This is a genomic window from Thermococcus sp. 5-4 (assembly GCF_002197185.1).
GTDB classification, from domain to species: Archaea; Methanobacteriota_B; Thermococci; order Thermococcales; family Thermococcaceae; genus Thermococcus; species Thermococcus radiotolerans.
The window spans coordinates 1,005,569-1,025,234 of record NZ_CP021848.1 but is presented as its reverse complement, the minus strand read 5'-3'; the positions used below and the strand labels follow the sequence as shown (position 1 = coordinate 1,025,234).

The following is a 19,666-nucleotide window of genomic DNA, read 5'->3' as shown; positions in this document are numbered from 1 at the left end:
CCGTTGTTTTGAAGGTACCCGTCACTCTGATTGGGTCGAGGCGGACTCTATTTAAATATTTCCAAAAATTTGTTGATTCGCCGGCATCTAAACGGAGGGAAAAAAGGGAAGGAATATTCAGGGAGATATCAAATTCAACCGGTCATGCTCTGAAGGTCCTGGAGGACCTTGTCGTACTTGTTGCCGGCGGCCTGGCGCCACTCCTGGACGAGCTGGTCCTGGAAGTTTCTGTCGCTGGTTATCTTGTCGTTTATCTTCTTGGCGTAGTCCTCGGTGAAGGTCACCATCTGGCCGGTCTCTGGGTCCTTGAACTGTATCGGGGCGGTGAGCTCTTCCTTGAGCTGCTCGAACTGCTCCTTGGTTATCTTGCCGTCCTTGTAGGCCTGCACTATGGCAACCCAGGCGTCGTGGAGCTTCTGGTTCGGGTCAACGAGGGTGGCCTTGAAGTAGTACTGGAGCGCGCTGACGGTCTCAAGGGCACGCTTGTCGTCGAACGGTATTCCCTTGGCGTTGATGGCGTCCTGGTAGGCCTTCTTGAGGGCCGGCCTGACCTGACCGTAGGTCTGTCCCTCGTGCTGGCCCTTGAATATGACGTCGGCGTAGGTCTTGGTTATCTTCATGTCGAAGATGTTCGGGTTGATTGGGAGCCTGTTGACGTCGGGGCTCATCCAGACGGCCTGGCCCTCGGTGAGGACCCAGTAGATGAAGGCCTGGGCCGCCTCGGGGTGCTGGGCGTTCTTGAGGAGCGCTATCGGGTCACCGTTGATGATGCTCTCTCCCTTCGGGACTATGTACTGGCAGTCGGGGTTCTGCTGCATGGCGGTGTAGCCGTAGAAGTCGATGGTGTTTCCTGCCGCTATCTCGCCGTTTATGACGGCATCCCTGACGGCGTCACTCTGCATGTATATCTTGGAGTTGGCCGCTATGAGGGTCATGATGCGCCAGCCCTGGTCCCAGCCGAAGGCCTGGACGATGATCTGGTAAATCCTCGTGTTGGACGTGCTCCTGGTCGGGTCGGCTATGCCGTACTGCGGCGGGTTGAGGGCCCACTGCTCGCTGGCGACGTCCTCCCACTTCTCGGGAACTGGGAGGTTCCACTTCTTGAGCTGAGCCTTGTTGATAGTGAATCCGAACGATGAGAGCGCGGCGGCTATCCAGTATACGTTGTCGCCTTCCTTCCTTATCATGGGCATTCCGGCGAGCTGGGTTGGAATCTGGTTGCCTATGAGACCGAGAACCTTCTCGTCGGTTATCGGCGCGAGGTAGCCGGCCTTGTAGAGGTCGTCGAATAGGGTCGGACCTCCGCCCCAGCCGACGTCGGCGCCCTTCTCGATGTAGCTCGGCCAGAGGCTCTCGGGGACCTTGATGAACTTGAGGTCCTTGATGTTGTACTGCTTCGCGATGTCGCTCTTGAGGAACGCCTGCTTGGCCATGTACTGTATGGTGGCGTCGTGTCTGGTGACGATAACAAGGGTTATGCCGCTGCTTTCGCCACCGCCGCCACTGATGCAGCCGCTGGCCACAACACTGATGGCAAGAAGCAGGATAAGACCAAGGGAGGCCCATTTCTTCATGGTTTATCACCCAGTTATGTTCAATCAGTGGAAGTTCCTCAAACTCAATAAAAAATTAATGGTTCAAGGGGCTAAAAAAAAGAAGAAAGATTCACCTCTTCCTCCTGTAGAGGGCGAGCGGTATGAGGGCGAGTCCGACGAGAGCGGCCGGACCGCAGGTGCTGCCTCCGCCACCTCCACCCTCTTCCTTACCGAGGCTCTGCTGGAGGTCAATGGCCCAGTGGATGAAGTTGGTGACGAACTGCGGGCCGTCGAGGTCAACGCCGTGGTAGGTCGGGCTCCACATGGGCTCGTAGCCGCCGTAGGGGGTCTCACCGCTGACGATGAGGACGTTCTTCTTGTCCGGGAAGACCTCAACAGCCATGAGCGGGAACTGGCCGGTTGAACCGGCGGTGTAGGCCTGGGCGGCCGGGTCGGTGTTCTCGACTATCTGACCGTCGCCGCTGCTGGTGACGATGACGTAGACGTTCTCAATGCCTCCTCCACCTGGTATCGGCTTCCAGTTGCCGTTGTCGTCAACGTAGGCAACGACACCCGGGCCGTGGAAGAGAACCTTTCCTCCGTTCTTGAGGTCCTTGGTGAGCATGTCCTTGTTCGGGGTGTTGGCCTCGGGGTTAACGAGACCGACGACACGGTATCCAGCGCCAGCGTTGCTGGTGGCGTCCTCAACGGAGCACTGGTCAACCCTGAGGTGAACTCCAAGGGCGTCGAGAACCGAGTCGGCGTAGTCAATCCTGTCCTTACCGTCGCCGTAGTCGCTGTCGGCGGCGATCCAGAGGATCTTTCCACCCTGGTTCCACCAGTCCTCCAGGGCCTTTATCTCGTCGTTGCTGAAGGGCTGGCTGGGCTGGCCTATGATAAGGAAGTCAACGTCCTTGAGGGCATCGGCGGTTATCTTCTCGCCGACGCTCTGGATTCCGAGCTGGTCCGCGAGAGCGGGGTCACCGATGTAAACCCAGTTGACATCGGTTATGGTCTTGATCATTCCCTCGGCGAGGACATTGCCATTCTTGTCCGTCAGCACTGCCAGGCCCTTGTCGCTTTCACCATGGGAGAGGTCAACACCGATGGTGGTGGCACTGGCCATGGCAAATCCAAACACTCCAAAGAAAACAAACACCGCAAGTATTATTGCAGCCTTCCTCATGGTATCACCGGGTTATTTAAGGCTCAGGAAGTTATAAATCTTATGAATCCGAACTTTAACAGTCTCGAAAAAGTTCCGTAAAGTCCTTAAAGGCTTATACCGTTCAGGCTTCAGGTGGTGAGTATGGACATTGAGAGAAGGATAGAGCTTATCAAGAGAAAGCCCACGGAGGAGCTCCTGACGGAGGAAAACCTCAGGCACCTGCTCGAAGTTGGAGTTCCGATGCAGCATTACATCGGATTTGAGATAAGCGGTTACATTCATCTGGGAACCGGTTTGATGGCCGGAGCGAAGATAGCCGACCTTCAGAAGGCTGGAATCAAGACGAGAATCTTCCTCGCCGACTGGCACAGCTGGATAAACGACAAGCTCGGCGGGGATTTGGAGGTCATCCAGAAGGTCGCGCTGAGCTACTTCAAGGAGGGCATGAAGCAGAGCATAAAGGTCATGGGTGGCGACCCGGATAAGGTCGAGTTCGTTCTGGCCAGCGAGATACTGGAGAAAGGTGATTACTGGCAGACGGTCATAGACATCTCCAAGAACGTGACTTTGGCGAGGATGATGCGCTCCATAACCATCATGGGCCGCCAGATGGGAGAGGGCATAGACTTCGCGAAGCTCATCTACCCCGCCATGCAGGTTGCCGACATCTACTACCAGGGTGTCACGATAGCCCACGCAGGAATGGATCAGAGGAAGGCGCACGTTATAGCCATCGAAGTGGCCCAGAAGCTTAAGTACCACGCCCTCGAATGGAAGGGTGAGAAGCTCAAGCCGGTTGCTCTGCACCACCACCTCCTGCTCGGCCTCCAGGAACCGCCGGTGTGGCCCATTGAGAGCGAGGAGCAGTTCAAAGAGCTGAAGACCCAGATGAAGATGAGCAAGAGCAAGCCCTACTCGGCCGTGTTTATCCACGACACCCCGGAGGAGATACGGCAGAAGCTCAGGAAGGCCTTCTGCCCGGCGAAAGAGGTCAAGTACAACCCGGTCCTCGACTGGGCCGAGTACATAATCTTCCGTGAAGAGCCGACGGAGTTCACAATCCACCGCCCGGCCAAGTTCGGCGGCGACGTCACTTACACGACCATCGAGGAGCTCAAGAGGGATTTCGCCGAGGGTAAGCTTCACCCGCTCGACCTCAAGAACGCGGTCGCCGAATACCTCATCGAACTCCTAAAGCCGGTCAGGGACTACTTCGAGAGGAATCCTGAGCCGCTTGAGTTGATGCGGGAGATAAAGATCACCCGCTGATTTTCCTCCCTTTTAGTTGGTGGAGCCGATGCCGGGAATAGACGAGAAGGACAGAGAGATACTCCGAATCCTCCGGAAGGAGGGCAGAATAACCCTAACCGAGCTCGGGAAGAGGGTTGGCCTATCCCCTGCGAGCGTGAAGAACAGGGTTGAAAAGCTGGAGAAACTCGGGGCCATTAAGGGCTACTCCGCCATCGTTGACCCGGCTTTCCTAGATGAATACGTCCAGGCGTTCTTTGAGTTGCGCCTGGCCATAGACGACCACACGATCGACCAGATTCTGATGAAGATTGCTCGCATGGAGGAGGTTCAGAGCCTCTACCGGCGCAGCGGTGAGAGGCAGATACTCGTGAGGGCGAGCTTCCACGACACGGATGAGGTCAAGGCCTTCGCGGGAAGGCTTAAACGGTTCTTCGGCAAAAACCTTGAGCGAGTGGAGGTTACGCTCATAATAGACACCTTCAAGGAGAACTGGGTGTCTGGGGAGATTGAGAGGCGCTGATTGCTTGGCGAGGCGGTGGGAATGCTCTTCGTCGTGAGGCCAGGGAGAAAGAAGAACGAGCTTGAGGCATTCTTCATCGAGAACGAGCCCGAAAAGCTCACCGCCATGAAGAACCTGAAGGCCGACAGGATATACCGCTTCATAATGCGCGAGGGGAGGCTCTTCAAGGTTCTCGAGGGGAGTCAGTACCGCAATCCAAAGGAGATCGAGAAGCTCCTCCGCGGTGCCAGAATCGTCCTTGTGAACGCCGACGAGTGGGAGGACTACTTCAAGAGGAGGCTCCAGAACAAGAGGGTTGAACGTGCCGAGCTCTGCCGCCTCTGCCTCCTCGACGGCAGGATAACCGTCCTCACCGAGGGCAACCGCATTAAATACCACGGCGAGTACATCTGCGAGCGCTGTGCCGAGGACGAGCTGAAGAGGGAGCTCCGCTTCAGGTTCAAGAGCGTTGCCATGTTCGACCAGGCAAAAAAGCTCCTCGACAGGTTTAGAGACCTCGATAAAGTCCTGTATGCCTTTGACCCTCGCTTTGACCCGACGAGGCATCCGGAGATAACCAAGTGGGATGAACTGAAGGCCAAGCACGTGCGCGTTGAGAAAATCCACCTCGACGAGCTCCCTCTTCCCGGGAAGTTTAAATCCGTTCTCAAGGCGGAAGGCGTTAACGAGCTCCTCCCGGTCCAGAGCTTGGCGGTAAAGGGCGGCCTCCTCGAGGGCGAGAGCCTTCTCGTGGTTTCGGCAACTGCGAGCGGCAAAACCCTCATCGGCGAGCTGGCGGGAGTTCCCAAGGCCATGAAAGGTCAGAAGATGCTCTTCCTCGTCCCCCTCGTCGCGCTGGCCAACCAGAAGTACGAGGACTTCAAGCGGAGATACTCAAAGCTCGGGCTGAGGGTGGCGATAAGGGTTGGAATGAGCCGCATAAAGACCCGGGACGAGCTGGTGGTCGTTGACACGGGCATCGATGCCGACATCATAGTGGGAACCTACGAGGGTATAGACTACCTCCTCCGTGCCGGCAGGAAGATCGGCAACGTTGGAACCATAGTGATAGATGAGATACACACCCTCGACGACGAGGAGCGCGGGCCAAGGCTGGACGGACTAATTGCGAGGCTGAGGAAGCTCTATCCGAGCGCGCAGTTCATTGGCCTGAGTGCCACCGTAGGAAATTCCGGCGAACTGGCCAGAGAACTGGGGTTAAAACTGGTGCTCTACGACGAGAGACCGGTGGATTTGGAGAGGCACATAATCATAGCGAGAAACGAGTCCGAGAAGTGGCGCCACATAGCGGTTCTCTGCCGGGCGGAGGCGATGAGAAAATCCCGGCAGGGCTACAAGGGGCAGACGATAGTCTTCACCTTCTCGCGCAAGAGGACGCACGAGCTTGCGGCTTATCTCACGAGCAAAGGGCTGAAAGCCAAGCCCTACCACTCCGGTTTACCTTACAAACAGAGGAAGCTCACCGAGATGGAGTTTTTAGCCCAGAGGCTCGACGTTGTGGTCACCACAGCCGCCCTTGGGGCCGGCGTTGACTTTCCCGCTTCACAGGTCATCTTTGAGAGCCTCGCAATGGGCAACAAGTGGCTGAGCGTGAGGGAGTTCCACCAGATGCTCGGGAGAGCTGGAAGGCCGCTCTACCATGAGAAGGGCAGAGTCTACCTCATCGTTGAGCCCGGGAGGAAGTATTCCGCCCAGATGGAAAGCTCGGAGGACGAAGTTGCATTCAAACTCCTCACCGCACCGATTGAGCCTGTTCTTGTCGAGTGGAGCGACGAGCTTGAGCAGGACAACGTTTTGGCTCATTCCTGCGTCTTCAATAGGCTCGACGTCATCGAGGATGTCCAATCCAAATGCCTCGGCGCCAACCAGAGTGCGGAAAAGGTTCTCGAAAAGCTTGAGGAGTTCGGCTTCGTCCGGCTTAAGGGCTCCCTCGTCGATGTCACCCCCTACGGAAGGGCCGTGAGCATGAGCTTCCTCCTGCCCAAGGAGGCCTCCTTCATAAGGAACAACCTTGGAAAGAAGCCCGCCCAGTGGATAGCCGTCAAGCTCTTGCCCTTCGAGAACCTCTACCTGAGCGGAACGCTCCAGAGGGAGCTTGAGGGTGCAGTGAGGGGGAGGCTGAGCGCCAACGTATTCTCGCCGAGCTTTGCTTCCATCCTTGAGGAGCTCGACAAGGTCATCCCGGAGCTCAGCCCTAACGCCGCCGAGAGGCTCTTCACGCTCTACCAGGAGTTCTTCATGTGTCCCGAGGAGGACTGCACGGACTATGCCATGGAGCGCGTTAGCAACATGATAATCGAGCTGAGGAGGAACGGAAAGCACCCCACGCAAATAGCGGAGCACTTCAGGAAGGTCTACGGGTTGATAGTCTATCCTGGAGACGTCTTCACGTGGCTTGACGGCATCGTGAGGAAGCTTGAAGCGGTGGAGAGGATCGCGAGGGTCTTCCGCGTGAGAAGTGCCGAGGAGGAGGCGAAGGTTATGAAGAGGGAAATCGAGGAGGGCAGAACGATACGCAGGGACCGCGGGGAGGAGAGAAGTTACCAGAGGCCTTCAAGCCGTGGATACCACGGGAAATCGGGGAATAGGACCCAGACCCGAAAAGGGCTGGACGGTAGGAGGAAGAGGGCAGGCTGAGGCTCAGCCCCCTATCTGGAGCACCAGCTGGGCCGGGTCCCTTATGGCCGGCCCCAGGCCGAGGACGTAGACCATGAGGTACCACAGGTGTCTCTCTTCTTCATCTGGAACTAGCTTCTGGAGGCCGTAGTAGACCGCAACGAGGATGATGGTTATCCAGGGGTAGTAGAAGTACGCCCCGAAGTGCTGGACCAGGATGTTCTCCAGCCAGTGGACCTCGCGGTAGCCATAGAAGTGTATGGCGACGACCGTTGAGCCCATGTCGTAGAGGTGCGCTAAAACCGCGTAGAGGTAGAGCCTGTCGAAGGGCCTGTACTTGTATATAAGCAGTGCGGGAATCCAGGAGACGAAGGTGTGAAGGAGCGTCAGCCCGTAGGGCTCCCAGCTCTTTGCATGGGTCACGAGGAGGTAGTTGGCCCAGAGGACGAGCACGGCCCCCCAGCCGAAGGTCAGCTTCGGGTACGTCTTCAGCTTTGCGTCTATCACTATCGCAGGGAGCATTATGAAGAACGTCGTGAAGAAGATTCCGGGGGTTAGTATCAGAGGGTTCTGGGGGAGTATGCCTCCATCGACGAGGGCCCTCACCGTGGAGCCGAAGACGACCATCAGGGTGACCGCGATGAAGAGTGTCCTGTCGATTTTTATCTTGAGGGGTTTCAGTATATACCTATATGTATATATGGCTCCGAAGCCGAGCATGAACGCGTACACGAGGGTGTTTATTGGGTTGTAGCCGCTCCTGGTGAACATCGGCTCCCAGAAGTACTTGTAGATGAAACCCCAGACCTCGTTCCACAGTGATTCCAGCATCTCTTTCCCCCTGCCTGAGTCGCCCTCCCGGTTTAAAGGTCTTTTGGAGCGAAAACGGGAACTTTAATAAATCCGTGTCCAAATGATGGTTGGAGGTGAGAGGATGGCGCACGGACCCGCGATGGTCTTTGGAATAGGCGCCGCGGCGATACTCGGGTTCCTGCTGGCGCTGTTCATAGCGGCACTGTTCCTGTGGATGGCCGCGAAGCTCATCGGAATCAAAAACGCCTCTATAGGGAAGGCCATGATCGCGATACTCGGTGGCGGAATACTGGCTGCCCTGATCAGTGCTATCGTCGGGGCTATATTCCAGCCTCTCGGCCCGATACTTGGTTTCCTGGCCAACCTCTGGGTGATAAAGGCGGTCTTTGACACCGACTGGCTCAGGGCCTTCCTCGCGTGGATACTCTCGGCCGTGATAGCGGCTATAGTTATGGGAATCCTGGTACTCCTGGGGGTATTCACAATCGGCGCCCTCGCGGCGCTCTGAGTTTCTCTTTTTTGGGTAAGGTATAAATATCCCCAGCGCGCTAAGCTATGTGATGCCTATGTTTTTCAAACCGGCCGAGCTCCAATCCAGGGAGGTGAAGCCCTTCGAAGGGTTCCCCTTCGGTCTTAGCGAAGGGAGCCTAGCGGGTGTAATCTCAACCGACGAGCTGGCCGAGACGGCTTTTCTGTACCACCTCGTCGCGAACGCCCTTAAGGATGGCCCCGTCTATCATATAGGCCCTGGAACATCGTTTTCAGTCAAGGTTCTGAAGCGCCTCACCGAGGACGTTTCCAACCTGTACGCCGGCAACGTCTACTCGGTTGAGGAACTCCTCCAAGCGCTCAACGTCGTTGAGGATGGCTCCCTCGTGGTGGTCTCGCTCTTCCCGGCGCTCCTCAACCGCTCCGCCGAGGGGGTAGTCGAGGTTCGGAAGCTGGTTGACAGAAAGGGTCTCATCCTGGTTCTGGGGCACACGACCATAGAGCTCAACGAACTCGACCTTCCGGGAGAATTCAGGCGCCTCTACGACCTGCCGGAGATATTCGAGGCGCTGGCCGTTCTGAGAACCAGCTCCTACCGCGGCCATTACCGCCTCAACATGACCGTTCTCAAGGCACCCCCAGACTACGTCTCCGCCGTTGGAGACCACTCAATACCCATAGACTCCCTGATAAAGCCCCTTCTCTAGCCATATATGCTAACGTGGCCGAGTCCCAGGCCGTAGCGAACGTAGAGCGCCAGTCCAAAGAGAATCAGGATGACCACCGTGGCCGCGTAATCCCTGCCCTTCATCTCGATATCGTAGAGAAACGTCCTCTTCTTGGCGGCGCCGAGGGCGCGGCTCTCGAGGGCTATGCTCAGCTCGTGGGCGGTCTTCAGGGACGCCACGAGAAGGGGGATTAGGACTGCGCTCATCCTCTTCATCCTGAGGAGGAAATTCCCCTTCTCGACTTCCCAGCCGCGGCTCTTCTGGGCGTCCATGATGTTGCTCGTGAGTATGTAGAGCGTCGGGATGTAGCGGAGCGCTATGGAGATCGTCAGACCGAACTCGTAGGGCATGCCGAGCCTGACGAAGCCTAGGATGAGGTCGCGCTGAGGCGTCGTCATCAGTAGCATGAACGTCAGCAGGGCGAAGGTCAGCAGGCGCATCGAGAAGGAGACGCCGAAGAGAAGCCCCTGGAGCCTCGGCTTGTATATCAGGGGCCAGATTATGAGCGTTATGATGACTATGGGGATGAGGGGCTTCAGGAGGCGGAGCCCTTCCCGGATTTCAATCTTTCCGAGCGCCCTCATGGCGATGAGCGTCATGAAGAACAGCGGAATCAGGAAAATCGGGTCGTTGTAGAGCATTATCGCCGCTATTCCGGCTATGGTTCCGATTATCTTGACTCTCGGGTCGAGGCGGTGTAGGATGGAGTCCCTCTCAAAGTAGAACGGATATATCATCGCGAACCACCCGCCAGGGCGTTTATAACCTCTGAAGCACTCCTCACAAACCCTATTCCGAGCCTCTCGCTTATTCTGAGGAGCTCCGGCTTTTCAAGTCCGTAGTCGTGGAGTTCGAGCGAGAAGAACTCCTTCACGGAACCGTCGAAGACCTTCCTCCCCTCATGGAGGAGCAGAACTCTCTCGGCCAGCTCCAGAACCAGGTCCATGTCGTGGGTTATGAGCAGTATCCCGTGACCGTCCCTCCTGAGCTCGCGTATCGTCTCGACGACTCCCGCGGCGCTCCTAGCGTCCAATCCGGTCGTTGGTTCGTCGAGTATCAGGTACTTCGGCTTCATCGCCAGAACACAGGCTATCGCCAGTCTCTGCTTCTCACCGCCGCTCAGGGAGTAGGGGGTTCTCCTCTCGTAGCCGTCTAGATGAACAACCTTCAGCGCCCACCGAACGCGCTCCTCGACCTCTTCCTCGCTCAGGCCGAGGTTCTTCGGTCCGAAGGCCACCTCCTTGAAGACGTCCTCCTCGAAGAACATGTGTTCCGGGTTCTGAAAGACGTAGCCGACGATGCGCGAGAGCTCGGCGACGGTGTGCTCCCTCGTGTCCATCCCGTCAATCACGACCTCTCCCCTGGTGGGCTTCAGAAGGCCGTTCAGATGCTTCGCCAGCGTCGTCTTTCCGCTCCCGTTCTGCCCCACCAGCGCCACTATCTCCTCGCCCATCTCAAAGTCTACGCCCCTCAGGGCCTCCTTCCCATTCTCGTAGACGTGCCAAAGATTTTTAACCCGGATCATCGTGAACCTTTCAAGTTTTAAGTTTAAAAACTTTGCAAGGTGGATGGGATGAGGGGCAGGGATGTAGCATTCGCGGCGCTCTTTGCGGCCCTAACCGCCGTTGGCGCTCAAATAAGCATTCCGATAGGGCCCGTCCCGATAACGCTTCAGGTTCTGGTCGTTCTCCTGAGCGGGCTAATTCTTGGGATGAGGCTCGGCTTTCTGAGCCAGCTTGTTTACGTGGCCATGGGCGCGGTGGGACTCCCCGTCTTTGCCAACCTTCAGGGCGGGTTTGCGATGCTCTACGGGCCGACCGGGGGATACATAGTCGCCTTCCCGATAGCGGCGTTCATAGCTGGATACATGGCCGAAAAGACTGGGGGAAAAACCGGCATGATTGGAGGTTCCCTGGTGGGGATTGCCGTGATATACCTCCTCGGCTGGCTGAGGCTCAGCCTCTTCCTCGGAGGGGACTTCCACAAGGCGCTCCTCATTGGGGTGCTGCCGTTCGTTCCACTGGATATTGGTAAGGCTGCCCTGGCGGCTCTGATAGCCGACAGGGTGAAAAAAGCAACGGATTTGGGATGATGGCCTTCACCAGTCGGCCATTCCCTCTTCAAGTATTCCCACTGCCTGCTTCTGGTGAAGCGCTGCCTTTCTCAGGTCTATGAAGATGTAGATCCTCGGGAAGTTCGCAACAACCGGTCCGTACTGGCTCGCGTTGGCGTAGTAGTCAGCCGCGGTGTCGTTCTGTACGGTCGCCAGACCGAGGGTTTCGTTGTCCATTCCGCCGTCGACGGCCTCTCCGTAGAGAGTGTTGTATTTGTCGAGGTTCCTGTGGTACTGGATGTAGTAGTAGAAGTTGAAGAGCATCACGTTTATTCCCTTTTGAACCGGCGCCTCAGGGGTGGGTATCATCGATGAGTAACCGAGGTTGTTCATGATAATCTCCTTGTAGAACGCTTCCCATTCGGGTCCCTTCCTTGCGACGCTGTACTCAATGGTCAGGCCGGTAACGAAGACCTTGCCGCTTCCCAGGGTGTATATTGCGGTGCTTGGCTTGGTGTTGTCGGGGGTCCCACTGGGTGCCTGGACTGTGATTATCTCGGCGTTCGCCGGAAGACCAGTGAAGTAACCGTGGCTTGCGTAGCTGCTGATGAGCGTCGTGTTGTTGGCTATTACGTAGTCGCGGGTTGAGTAGCTCCTCTGTATCTCCGCTCCTCCCGGCAAGGGGCTTAACCAGCGGCCTCCGCTCCAGCCCCAGTTGGCGGCGTGGATTTCGAGAACCTTCCCGGCCTTCACGTACTCCTCCAGTTTGCCCATCTGCGGGTCTATCTCGTTGTAGAACTGCTGCCTCTGGTCGCTGACGATGATAATCATGTCGTAGGTGCCTATGAGGTCCTGAGCCGTTTTGTTCTGGAGCTCAGTGCTCGTCATGACGTCGTAGGGTATACTCATGTTTGTGAGGGTTTTTTCAACGCTGGGCGAGCCCCATGCGTCAGAGTTCTTTAGAATCAGTACGTTGTAACTCGTTAGGGGCTTTGCGGAAACCGACGGGGGTCCCAGCACCGCCACCAAACTGAACAGCATGAGCAGCGATAAAGCTGCGCTTAAAACTTTTTTCATACAAATCTCTCCTTTTTGGTCCGAACCGAGCAGAAGAACTTTTAGGGACTCCTACCCTTAGCCTATTGTAGGCTTTACACTATTTAAGTCTTCTTACACAATTTTGAAGGATCTCCAATCAAATTTACCCCTGCAGATTTCGGAGGGTCTCGGCCGCGAACCTAACGTCGAAGGAGTTCCTTACCCTGAAGAAGCTCAGCGTCACCTTGGGGTTCCTCTTCGCAAGCTCCTCAATGGACAGCGGTTCGTAGTCGAGGAACTCAATTATTCTGCTCAGGCTCCGGTAACCCTCGGCCAGAGCCGCGTTTATCGCGTCTTCCAGGGCGTCGGGCTCATAGACCGCATGTGTAACCTCGGCCGTCCCGTCCTTCCAGACCGGCATCAGCGCCTCCGGCTCGTTCTCGTAGAAGAGTCCGGTCATGTAGTTCACGAGGAAGGGCATTATCAGGGGCATGTTGCCCTCGGCCAGGAAGAACGGCTCCCCTGGGAGGGCTTTCAGGAGGGCCTCCATCCTGCTCCTCGCGGCAACAGGGAGGGGGTTCGAGACGTGGAGGGAATAGGTTCTGAGCTTGTCCTTCCTGACCACCGTGATTACCTCATCTATCCTCTTGCTCGCGAGGAGCCTCCCCTCCGTGAGCCTGACGACGGGTTCATCTGCAACTGGCAGGGTGTAGTTCTCCCACCGCTTTTCCGGAAACGCCAAGATGTACGCCCTCATGGGCCGAACTAGGGCGGGTCGTTTAAAAACCTTTTTTCATCCTCCTGTCATTTGTACGAATTTTTCTCCAAAAATCTTAAATCATGTCAGTTCTTTGCCATTTTGGTGGGATAAATGATACCAAGAACGATGAGCACTCAGCATCCTGACAACGTATTCATTCCCTTTTTCGCAGGCAGTCCGACGATGGGCGGTGAGGACGAGATCGTCGAGGCTTTCTACGCCTTCAGCGTCCTGGGGATAGACGAGCAGATGTGGGACTTTGAGGGCAAAGAAGTGGACGAATTCGTCGTCAAGAAGCTATTCGAGCGCTATGGCTATTTCTTCAAGCGTAAAAAGCTCGGGGAAGAACTCAGACTGACGCCGCGCGTCCCCAACCCCAGCGTCGAAAAGGCCGAGGCGAAACTCCTCCTTGAGACCCTAGAAGCCATACCCCGCTCGGCGGACTACGCGAGGTTGTTCTACGGTGAAGAGCTTCCGCCGATATTTGAGGTCATCCTCCCGATGACAACCTCTTCCCAGGAACTGAACAGGGTTTACGAGCTCTACAGGCACTACATAGCCGGAAAGCAGTACAAGCGGGTCCACGACATCAAGCTCCACGAGTGGATAGGGGAGTTCTACCCCTCAGAGATAGGCGTCATCCCGCTCTTCGAGAGCAGGGAGGCGATACTGGGCGCGGCGGACATCGTGCGGGAGTACCTCGGCGGGAAAGAGGTTGAATATCAGCGCGTTTTTCTCGCGAGGAGCGACCCCGCGATGAACTACGGCATCATAAGCGCGGTGCTCTACGACAAGCTGGCGCTCTTCGAACTTCAGGGACTCGAGGAGGAACTCGGAATTCCAATCTATCCGATAATCGGCGTCGGCGGTGCGCCGTTCAGGGGGCACTTCACCCCCGAGAACGTCGAGGGGGTTCTGGCAGAATACCCGAGCGTCCAGACCTTCACGATACAGAGTTCGTTCAAGTACGACAGGACGCCGAAGGACGTCATAAGGGCCGTTGAGCGGATCAGGGAATCGAAGAGGAGAAAAGCCCAGCCCGTTCCGGAGGAGGCGTTTGAAATCATCAAGAAGTACGAGGGCAGATACTCGGAGGAGCTCAGGGCGCTCGCTCCCTTCATCAGGGAGGTCGCAAAGTTCGTCCCATCGAGGAGACGAAGGAAGCTCCACATCGGTCTCTTCGGCTACTCTCGCGAGGTGAACGGCTCGGCGCTGCCGAGGGCGATAAAGTTCACGGCCTCGCTCTACTCCCTCGGAATTCCCCCGGAGCTCCTCGGCCTGAGTGCGCTTAGTGAAAAGGAGCTTGAATTCCTTGGCGACTACTACCTGGGCCTTTATCGGGACATCGAGTTCGCCTTCCGTTACTTCAACCCCGAGGCTGCCGAGAGATTCCCGTTCCTTAAACCGCTCGCGGAGATGGCGAAAGAGTACGAGCAGGACGAGAGGCACGGCGAGATAACCTCAAGGATACTAACCGGGGAGCTGAGCAGCGAGCTGATAGTTGAAGCGGCGGGGATTAGGGGGTTTTTGGGATAAAGCTGCAAAAAACGGGAAGGTTTCATTATATGCTCTGGAGCCGCAGCTCCTTGAATTCTTCCTTTATCCACTCAAAGTGTTTGTCCTTCGTGACGAGCGTTAGCTCCCGATTCATTGCAACCGCTGCGACGATGGCATCAACCGCGGGAACGGGCGTTCCTTTCCTGACCATCGCCTGCGATATCTTGATTGCGAGCAGGTAGTCTTCGAGGCTCGGTGTTATCACGGTCAGCCCCAGCTCAAGCGCCCTCGGGAACTCGACGATGTTGAGGACCGTGGTGTATCCGTTGAGGGTTTTTCCGGATTTTGCCGCGTCTATCAGGACGTTGGTGTCGTAGAGAGCCTTTTCCATTCCGCATCCCTCGTTTTCTTGAGTGCCTTCTCGTACTTTTCAACGGGCGTGCTCTCAAGCTCTTTCCTGAAGTCTTCGCCGAGAAGTGAGAGCAGTTCGTCCGAACTGAGTTCTTCGGCCTCGATTTTGGCTAAATACTCCGCTATGGCCTTTCTCGCCACCTCACTCCACTTTATTTCGGGATGCTTCTTCATTCTCCGGTAAAGGTCGGGTGGGACGGAGAGGGTTATGTTCGGCATGCCATCACCACACAGAATTATGTGAGTCCACGTATTTAAGGGTTATGAAAAGAGATGGAGGGAGAGAAATCACCCCTTCAGCCACCTCTCCATCCATCCGGCGATCAGCTCAAGTCTCTTGACCCTGTGCTTCGGCTTTCCGCCCCTGCTGAGATCGTGGTTCTCGCCGGGGAAGAGAGCGAGCTCGACGGTCTTGCCGAGGTATTTGAGCGCCGTGTAGAACTGAAGGGCCTCGGGCAGCCAGCAGCGGTAGTCCTCCATCGAGTGGATTATCAGGAGTGGAGTTTCGACGTTCGGCGCGTACCTCAGCGGGCTCTTCTCCCAGTAGCCGTCGGTGTTGCTCCAGGGGTCGCCGCCTATCTGGTCCGGCGCGAAGAAGTAGCCTATATCGGTGGTCCCGAAGAAGCTCACCCAGTTGGAGATTGAGCGTTGCGTAACGGCTGCCTTAAAGCGCTTCGTGTGGCCGACTATCCAGTTGGTCATGAAGCCGCCGTAGGAGCCGCCGGTGACGCCGAGCCTCTCCCCATCGATGAAGTCGAAGCGCTTCAGTGCTTCATCAACGACCTCCATGAGGTCCTGATAATCCCTCTCCCCGTAGTGCTCCCTTATGTCCGCGAAATCCTCACCGTAGCCGTCGCTGCCGCGCGGGTTGGAGAATATCACGACGAAGCCCTTGGCCGTCAAAACGTGGAACTCGTGCATGAATGAGTAGCCGTAAGCCGTCTTCGGCCCTCCGTGAATCTCCAGAACAGCGGGGTACTTCCTTCCGGGATCAAAGTCAACGGGCTTCATAATCCAGGCGTCAATTTCTACTCCATCGCTGGCCTTAACCTTAAAGTGCTCCGGTCTGGAGAGGGTGTACTCCTTTATCCAGCCGTTGAAGTCCGTGAGCTTTTTCTCCTTCCCATCCCTGAGAACGTAGAGCTCCGTGGGAGTGACCGCATCCTGCGCAGTGAAGGCTATGTAGTCGCCGATTGCGAAGCTCTCAACGCTTCTATCTCCTCCGATGACGCGCTCTATCTTCCCCTCAAGGTTCACGCGGAAGAGGTTCGCCCTCGGGCCGTCGGTTGCGACATAGTAAACCCAGCCATCCTTGAAAACCAGTTCTGCCCTCTGGCTTCCCCTGACGTCACAGTTCAGGGAGTTGTATGCAGCCCTGTCGAGTTCTGCGGTGAGCTTCCTCGTCTCGCCCGTCTCGGGGTTGTAGTGGTAGATGTGGGTGTTCGTCGGAATCCCGCGCTCGCGGGTGTTGGCCTTGAGGATGAACGTGTCGTCGTCGAGGGGTATGAAGTCCTGAACGCTCCACTCTCCCGGAGTTAGTCTCTTCGCCTTCCTGCCCTCAAGGACGTAGAGGTCGCTCACCATCGGCTTCCTCTCGCGGTCCTCCTGGGCCGTGAAGTAGAGCTTTCCTTCATGGAACCTGATCTGCGAGACGTCGAGGTTCTTCGGCGTTACCCGCCTCTTCCTGCCTGTCTCAAGGTCAACGAGATAGACGACGCTCCTCTTCCCGTAGACCCATCCGACGCCGTTGAACCAGAAGGGCATCTCCTTGATAACGTGGACGTCGTCCTTCGGCTTCTTCTCGACGTCTATCGGCGTAACGATCGCTATGCTCTTCCCGTCCTCTGTGAAGCGAAGGTTCTTGATTCCGTACTTGAACTTCGTCAGAAGCCTCGCCTCGCCGCCGTCGGTCGGAATAACGTACAGCTCGGCTTCCTTGCTCTCCTTATCGCGCTTTGAGGTGAAGGCTATCAGCTTTCCGTCCGGGGAGAAGCGCGGGTTCCCGTCCTTCTTTCCGGAGGTGAAGGGCTTAACCTTTCTGCCGTCGTGGAGGTAGAGCCTCGAGAAGTAGTCGTCCTTCTCAACGCTTATCTCCGTTACCTGGAAAACGAGCCTTCTCCCGAAGGCGTCGATGTTCCCAACGAGCTTGAACTTTCCGAGGTCTTTCTCGCTCAGGCCTTTCGCCATAGAAACCACCGAACTAACATCGGCCTTTTCGTATAAAAACTTAGCGTTTCGATGATTATCGAGAAGCTTTCAAAACCGCCTAACCTTTTTAAATCCCCCTTCTCCCTTTTATCCGGGAGGTGGCGGCCGTGACCGTCAAGGTCCGCTTTGACAAGGAAGTGAGAGAGTACGCGAAAGGCGAGAAGGTTAAGGACTCGGTTCTCAAGCTCACGGAGACCGCTCTGGCTCAGGCGCTTGAGAAGTTTCACAGGAGAATGATAATCATAGAGGGGGATACGGTAAAAAAGGCCGAACTGGCCGGAATCCTGGCCGGCGCATCGGCCAGAACCCTGGGGGAGATTCTCGACGACCTCCGCGAGAAACGGTTGAGGGACGAGAGCGAGGACAGAATCGAACTCCTCTACGCAACCGACGCACTCGGCGAGGACACCTTCGGAAGGAAGCGCTATGAGGCATTCAGAAAGCACTTCGACGTTCTGGCCGGTTCTACCGCCGAGGTTAAGGCGGTTACGTTCAAGCACACCCGCGACATACTGGGCAGGACCTTCGACATCCTCGTCCTGGACATGAGCTACGATTACTCGCCGAACGACCTCGGAAGGATAATCGAGACCGTCCGCGGCGGCGGGCTCATCTTCATACTCGCCCACCCGTTCGAGAAGTGGAAAAACATGTGGACGGGCTTCCACAAGAGCCTCGTCACGCCGCCCTACACGATAGACGACGTCAAGAAGCGCTTCAACAGGCGGCTCATCAGGAAGTTCACGGAGCACGACGGCATCTACATCATCACCGAGAACGGCAAGCTCAAGAAGAAGCCGAAGAGGAACAAGAGCCAGGCGAAGATTAAATCGAGGAAGGGTGTCCCGATTCCGGAGGAGACCCTTTTCCCGCGCGAGCTGTACGAGATGGCCCTCACCGAGGGACAGGTTGAGGTTCTGAAGGCCTTCGAGGAGCTGGTTGAGGAGGAGGGCATGCTCGTTCTCACCGCTGACAGGGGACGCGGAAAGAGCGTCTCTGTTGGAATCGCCGCGATAGGTCTCGCCCTGGCCCTCGGAAAGCGCACGCGCGTAGTCGTGACGGCCCCCGAGCCGGAGAACGTTCAGGCTCTGTTCCGCTTCGCCAAGCGGGCACTGGAAAGGCTCGGCTTCAAGCCCCACGTCGTCGAGGAGAGGGGCCTCATAAAGGAACTCTACGCGAGGAAGATCGGTCTGAGGTATTATCCCCCCGCTGAGGGCTACAAGAAGACGGCCGACCTGTACATCCTCGACGAGGCGGCCGGAATCCACGTGCCGATACTCCACAAGTACCTCAACAAGCCCCGCGTCGTTTACTCCTCCACCATACACGGCTACGAGGGTGCCGGAAGGGGCTTCTCCGTCAAGTTCCTGAAGAAGGCGAGGGAGAAGCGCTCTTTTAAGGAGCTTCACATGGAGGAGCCCATCCGCTACGCCGAGAACGACCCCATCGAGAAGTGGCTCTTCGACGTCCTCCTGCTCGATGCCGAGCCGGTTGAGCTCACGGAGGAGGACTACGAGCTTATAAAGAACAAGGAGGTCTACTTCGAGGAGCCCGACCTCGACGACTGGTTCGAGAAGGACAGGGAAGACCTGAGGAACTTCGTCGGCATCTACATCCTCGCCCACTACCGCAACAGGCCCAGCGACGTTGCCCTGCTCGCCGATGCTCCCCACCACAGGGCCCGCGTCCTTCGCCTCAAGAACGGCAAGATAGTGACCGCAGTCCAGATAGCGGAGGAGGGCAACATACCCAAGAAGGTCATCGAGAAGATGGCGAAGGGCTACAAGCCGCGCGGCAACATAATCCCGGACATGATGGTCAAGCACCACATGGCGAAGGAGTTCGCGAAGCTGAAGGGCTACCGCATAGTGAGGATAGCGACCCATCCGGACGCGATGGACATGGGGCTGGGCAGCAAGGCGCTGGAGCTCCTCGAAAAGGAAGCGAGGGAGAAAGGCCTTGACTGGATCGGCTCGGGCTTCGGTGCCAGCGAGGAGCTCGTCCGCTTCTGGGTCAGGAACGGCTTTGCCGTCGTCCACCTGAGCCCCGCGAGAAACCCGGTCAGCGGCGAATTCACCGCCATAGTTCTCAAGCCGATAAGCGAGAGGGCGAAGAAGCTCATCCGCAGGGCCAACGACGAGTTCAGGATAAGGCTCACGGAGTGGCTGGGCGATACCCATCGCGAGATCGAGCCCGAGATAGTCAGGTGGCTCTTTGAGACGCCGTTCGGTGAGGCGGTGGATTATCCGATTCACCTCACGGACGTCCAGAGAAAACGGCTAGATGCCTTTACTGGTAAGGTTCTGACCTACGACACCGTGGTTGACGCCGTTAAGCCCATCGTGAAGCTATACTTCCTCGACGGCTGGATGAAGCCCTACCTCGACGAGAGGCAGATAAAGCTGCTCATCTACCGCGTTCTCCAGGCCCACAGCTGGGAGGAGACGGCAAGGCTCATCGACAGAACCGAAACCTTCACCATGATAGAGGTGCGCGATATCATAAGGGGACTCTGGTACTATTACAAGAGGGTCATTTCCTGACCCTAAACTAACTTTTTATAGGATTGGCGCGTAGTT

The 19,666-nt window shown here is 56.7% G+C and carries 18 protein-coding genes; 8 read left to right on the top strand and 10 right to left on the bottom strand.

Annotated features, from left to right (window positions below):
• Window positions 1-134: 134 nt before the first annotated feature.
• Window positions 135-1,574, bottom strand: a complete 1,440-nt coding sequence (locus tag CDI07_RS05645; protein ID WP_088180680.1) for an ABC transporter substrate-binding protein — start codon at window positions 1,572-1,574, stop codon at window positions 135-137.
• A gap of 91 nt (window positions 1,575-1,665) precedes the next feature.
• Window positions 1,666-2,721 carry a CGP-CTERM sorting domain-containing protein gene (locus tag CDI07_RS05640; RefSeq protein ID WP_088180679.1) on the bottom strand — a complete coding sequence of 352 codons (1,056 nt, stop codon included), beginning with the start codon at window positions 2,719-2,721 and terminating at the stop codon, window positions 1,666-1,668.
• A 123-nt stretch (window positions 2,722-2,844) separates the two neighbouring features.
• On the opposite strand from CDI07_RS05640, the gene CDI07_RS05635 reads away from it, so the two are divergent.
• Genes CDI07_RS05635 through CDI07_RS05625 form a run of 3 tightly spaced genes read left to right on the top strand, consistent with a single transcriptional unit; the run spans window position 2,845 to window position 7,111 of the window.
• Window positions 2,845-3,972: a tyrosine--tRNA ligase gene (locus CDI07_RS05635; RefSeq protein WP_088180678.1), complete on the top strand. Its 1,128-nt coding sequence runs from the start codon at window positions 2,845-2,847 to the stop codon at window positions 3,970-3,972.
• 28 nt (window positions 3,973-4,000) lie between these two features.
• Window positions 4,001-4,474 carry an Lrp/AsnC family transcriptional regulator gene (locus tag CDI07_RS05630; protein ID WP_088180677.1) on the top strand — a complete coding sequence of 158 codons (474 nt, stop codon included), beginning with the start codon at window positions 4,001-4,003 and terminating at the stop codon, window positions 4,472-4,474.
• Window positions 4,475-4,495: 21 nt separating this feature from the next.
• Window positions 4,496-7,111, top strand: coding sequence for a DUF5814 domain-containing protein (locus CDI07_RS05625; protein ID WP_088181553.1), 2,616 nt, complete (start codon window positions 4,496-4,498; stop codon window positions 7,109-7,111).
• 3 nt (window positions 7,112-7,114) lie between these two features.
• Here CDI07_RS05625 and CDI07_RS05620 read toward each other — a convergent pair whose 3' ends face one another.
• Window positions 7,115-7,921: a DUF63 family protein gene (locus tag CDI07_RS05620; RefSeq protein ID WP_088180676.1), complete on the bottom strand. Its 807-nt coding sequence runs from the start codon at window positions 7,919-7,921 to the stop codon at window positions 7,115-7,117.
• A 103-nt stretch (window positions 7,922-8,024) separates the two neighbouring features.
• On the opposite strand from CDI07_RS05620, the gene CDI07_RS05615 reads away from it, so the two are divergent.
• Complete coding sequence (locus CDI07_RS05615) at window positions 8,025-8,411, top strand: hypothetical protein (protein ID WP_088180675.1); 387 nt, start codon at window positions 8,025-8,027, stop codon at window positions 8,409-8,411.
• Between the two features lie 52 nt (window positions 8,412-8,463).
• Complete coding sequence (locus tag CDI07_RS05610; protein WP_226996536.1) at window positions 8,464-9,099, top strand: hypothetical protein; 636 nt, start codon at window positions 8,464-8,466, stop codon at window positions 9,097-9,099.
• Here CDI07_RS05610 and CDI07_RS05605 read toward each other — a convergent pair.
• Together CDI07_RS05605 and CDI07_RS05600 are read right to left on the bottom strand one after the other, a co-directional pair.
• Entirely contained in the window at window positions 9,096-9,857 is a 762-nt protein-coding gene (locus CDI07_RS05605) for an energy-coupling factor transporter transmembrane protein EcfT (protein ID WP_088180673.1), read from the bottom strand. The two genes, CDI07_RS05610 and CDI07_RS05605, sit on opposite strands and share 4 nt — an antisense overlap.
• Window positions 9,854-10,645 (bottom strand): energy-coupling factor ABC transporter ATP-binding protein, encoded by a 792-nt coding sequence (locus CDI07_RS05600; RefSeq protein WP_088180672.1) that lies wholly within the window; start codon window positions 10,643-10,645, stop codon window positions 9,854-9,856. Before CDI07_RS05600 ends, CDI07_RS05605 begins: the two co-directional genes overlap by 4 nt.
• A 48-nt stretch (window positions 10,646-10,693) precedes the next feature.
• Here CDI07_RS05600 and CDI07_RS05595 point away from each other — a divergent pair, with 48 nt between their 5' ends.
• Window positions 10,694-11,212: a biotin transporter BioY gene (locus CDI07_RS05595; protein WP_088180671.1), complete on the top strand. Its 519-nt coding sequence runs from the start codon at window positions 10,694-10,696 to the stop codon at window positions 11,210-11,212.
• A 6-nt stretch (window positions 11,213-11,218) separates the two neighbouring features.
• Here the strand turns inward: CDI07_RS05595 and CDI07_RS05590 are convergent, their stop codons facing one another.
• A complete protein-coding gene (locus tag CDI07_RS05590; RefSeq protein ID WP_226996534.1) occupies window positions 11,219-12,214 on the bottom strand; it encodes a pyrolysin in 996 nt (331 codons plus the stop codon).
• A gap of 160 nt (window positions 12,215-12,374) precedes the next feature.
• Window positions 12,375-12,968: a molybdenum cofactor guanylyltransferase gene (locus tag CDI07_RS05585; protein ID WP_088180669.1), complete on the bottom strand. Its 594-nt coding sequence runs from the start codon at window positions 12,966-12,968 to the stop codon at window positions 12,375-12,377.
• Between the two features lie 114 nt (window positions 12,969-13,082).
• Between CDI07_RS05585 and ppcA the strand changes: the two genes are divergently transcribed.
• Window positions 13,083-14,507, top strand: a complete 1,425-nt coding sequence (ppcA, locus tag CDI07_RS05580) for a phosphoenolpyruvate carboxylase (protein WP_088180668.1) — start codon at window positions 13,083-13,085, stop codon at window positions 14,505-14,507.
• A gap of 25 nt (window positions 14,508-14,532) precedes the next feature.
• Here ppcA and CDI07_RS05575 read toward each other — a convergent pair whose 3' ends face one another.
• The 3 genes from CDI07_RS05575 to CDI07_RS05565 form a co-directional block, all read right to left on the bottom strand.
• Window positions 14,533-14,859, bottom strand: coding sequence for a PIN domain-containing protein (locus tag CDI07_RS05575; RefSeq protein WP_088180667.1), 327 nt, complete (start codon window positions 14,857-14,859; stop codon window positions 14,533-14,535).
• Window positions 14,826-15,098: a hypothetical protein gene (locus tag CDI07_RS05570; protein ID WP_088180666.1), complete on the bottom strand. Its 273-nt coding sequence runs from the start codon at window positions 15,096-15,098 to the stop codon at window positions 14,826-14,828. The genes CDI07_RS05575 and CDI07_RS05570 overlap by 34 nt, the downstream gene beginning before the upstream one ends.
• Window positions 15,099-15,167: 69 nt before the next feature.
• On the bottom strand, window positions 15,168-17,066 hold the full coding sequence (locus CDI07_RS05565; RefSeq protein WP_088180665.1) for a S9 family peptidase: 1,899 nt from the start codon (window positions 17,064-17,066) through the stop codon (window positions 15,168-15,170).
• 128 nt (window positions 17,067-17,194) lie between these two features.
• On the opposite strand from CDI07_RS05565, the gene CDI07_RS05560 reads away from it, so the two are divergent.
• Window positions 17,195-19,630 carry a tRNA(Met) cytidine acetyltransferase TmcA gene (locus tag CDI07_RS05560; RefSeq protein WP_088180664.1) on the top strand — a complete coding sequence of 812 codons (2,436 nt, stop codon included), beginning with the start codon at window positions 17,195-17,197 and terminating at the stop codon, window positions 19,628-19,630.
• Window positions 19,631-19,666: the final 36 nt, after the last annotated feature.

Coding starts and splice junctions, on each gene's coding strand:
- CDI07_RS05645 (WP_088180680.1), bottom strand. CDS start 1,574: ATGAAGAAATGGGCCTCCCTTGGTCTTATCCTGCTTCTTGCCATCAGT.
- CDI07_RS05640 (WP_088180679.1), bottom strand. CDS start 2,721: ATGAGGAAGGCTGCAATAATACTTGCGGTGTTTGTTTTCTTTGGAGTG.
- CDI07_RS05635 (WP_088180678.1), top strand. CDS start 2,845: ATGGACATTGAGAGAAGGATAGAGCTTATCAAGAGAAAGCCCACGGAG.
- CDI07_RS05630 (WP_088180677.1), top strand. CDS start 4,001: ATGCCGGGAATAGACGAGAAGGACAGAGAGATACTCCGAATCCTCCGG.
- CDI07_RS05625 (WP_088181553.1), top strand. CDS start 4,496: ATGCTCTTCGTCGTGAGGCCAGGGAGAAAGAAGAACGAGCTTGAGGCA.
- CDI07_RS05620 (WP_088180676.1), bottom strand. CDS start 7,921: ATGCTGGAATCACTGTGGAACGAGGTCTGGGGTTTCATCTACAAGTAC.
- CDI07_RS05615 (WP_088180675.1), top strand. CDS start 8,025: ATGGCGCACGGACCCGCGATGGTCTTTGGAATAGGCGCCGCGGCGATA.
- CDI07_RS05610 (WP_226996536.1), top strand. CDS start 8,464: ATGCCTATGTTTTTCAAACCGGCCGAGCTCCAATCCAGGGAGGTGAAG.
- CDI07_RS05605 (WP_088180673.1), bottom strand. CDS start 9,857: ATGATATATCCGTTCTACTTTGAGAGGGACTCCATCCTACACCGCCTC.
- CDI07_RS05600 (WP_088180672.1), bottom strand. CDS start 10,645: ATGATCCGGGTTAAAAATCTTTGGCACGTCTACGAGAATGGGAAGGAG.
- CDI07_RS05595 (WP_088180671.1), top strand. CDS start 10,694: ATGAGGGGCAGGGATGTAGCATTCGCGGCGCTCTTTGCGGCCCTAACC.
- CDI07_RS05590 (WP_226996534.1), bottom strand. CDS start 12,214: ATGCTGTTCAGTTTGGTGGCGGTGCTGGGACCCCCGTCGGTTTCCGCA.
- CDI07_RS05585 (WP_088180669.1), bottom strand. CDS start 12,968: ATGAGGGCGTACATCTTGGCGTTTCCGGAAAAGCGGTGGGAGAACTAC.
- ppcA (WP_088180668.1), top strand. CDS start 13,083: ATGATACCAAGAACGATGAGCACTCAGCATCCTGACAACGTATTCATT.
- CDI07_RS05575 (WP_088180667.1), bottom strand. CDS start 14,859: ATGGAAAAGGCTCTCTACGACACCAACGTCCTGATAGACGCGGCAAAA.
- CDI07_RS05570 (WP_088180666.1), bottom strand. CDS start 15,098: ATGCCGAACATAACCCTCTCCGTCCCACCCGACCTTTACCGGAGAATG.
- CDI07_RS05565 (WP_088180665.1), bottom strand. CDS start 17,066: ATGGCGAAAGGCCTGAGCGAGAAAGACCTCGGAAAGTTCAAGCTCGTT.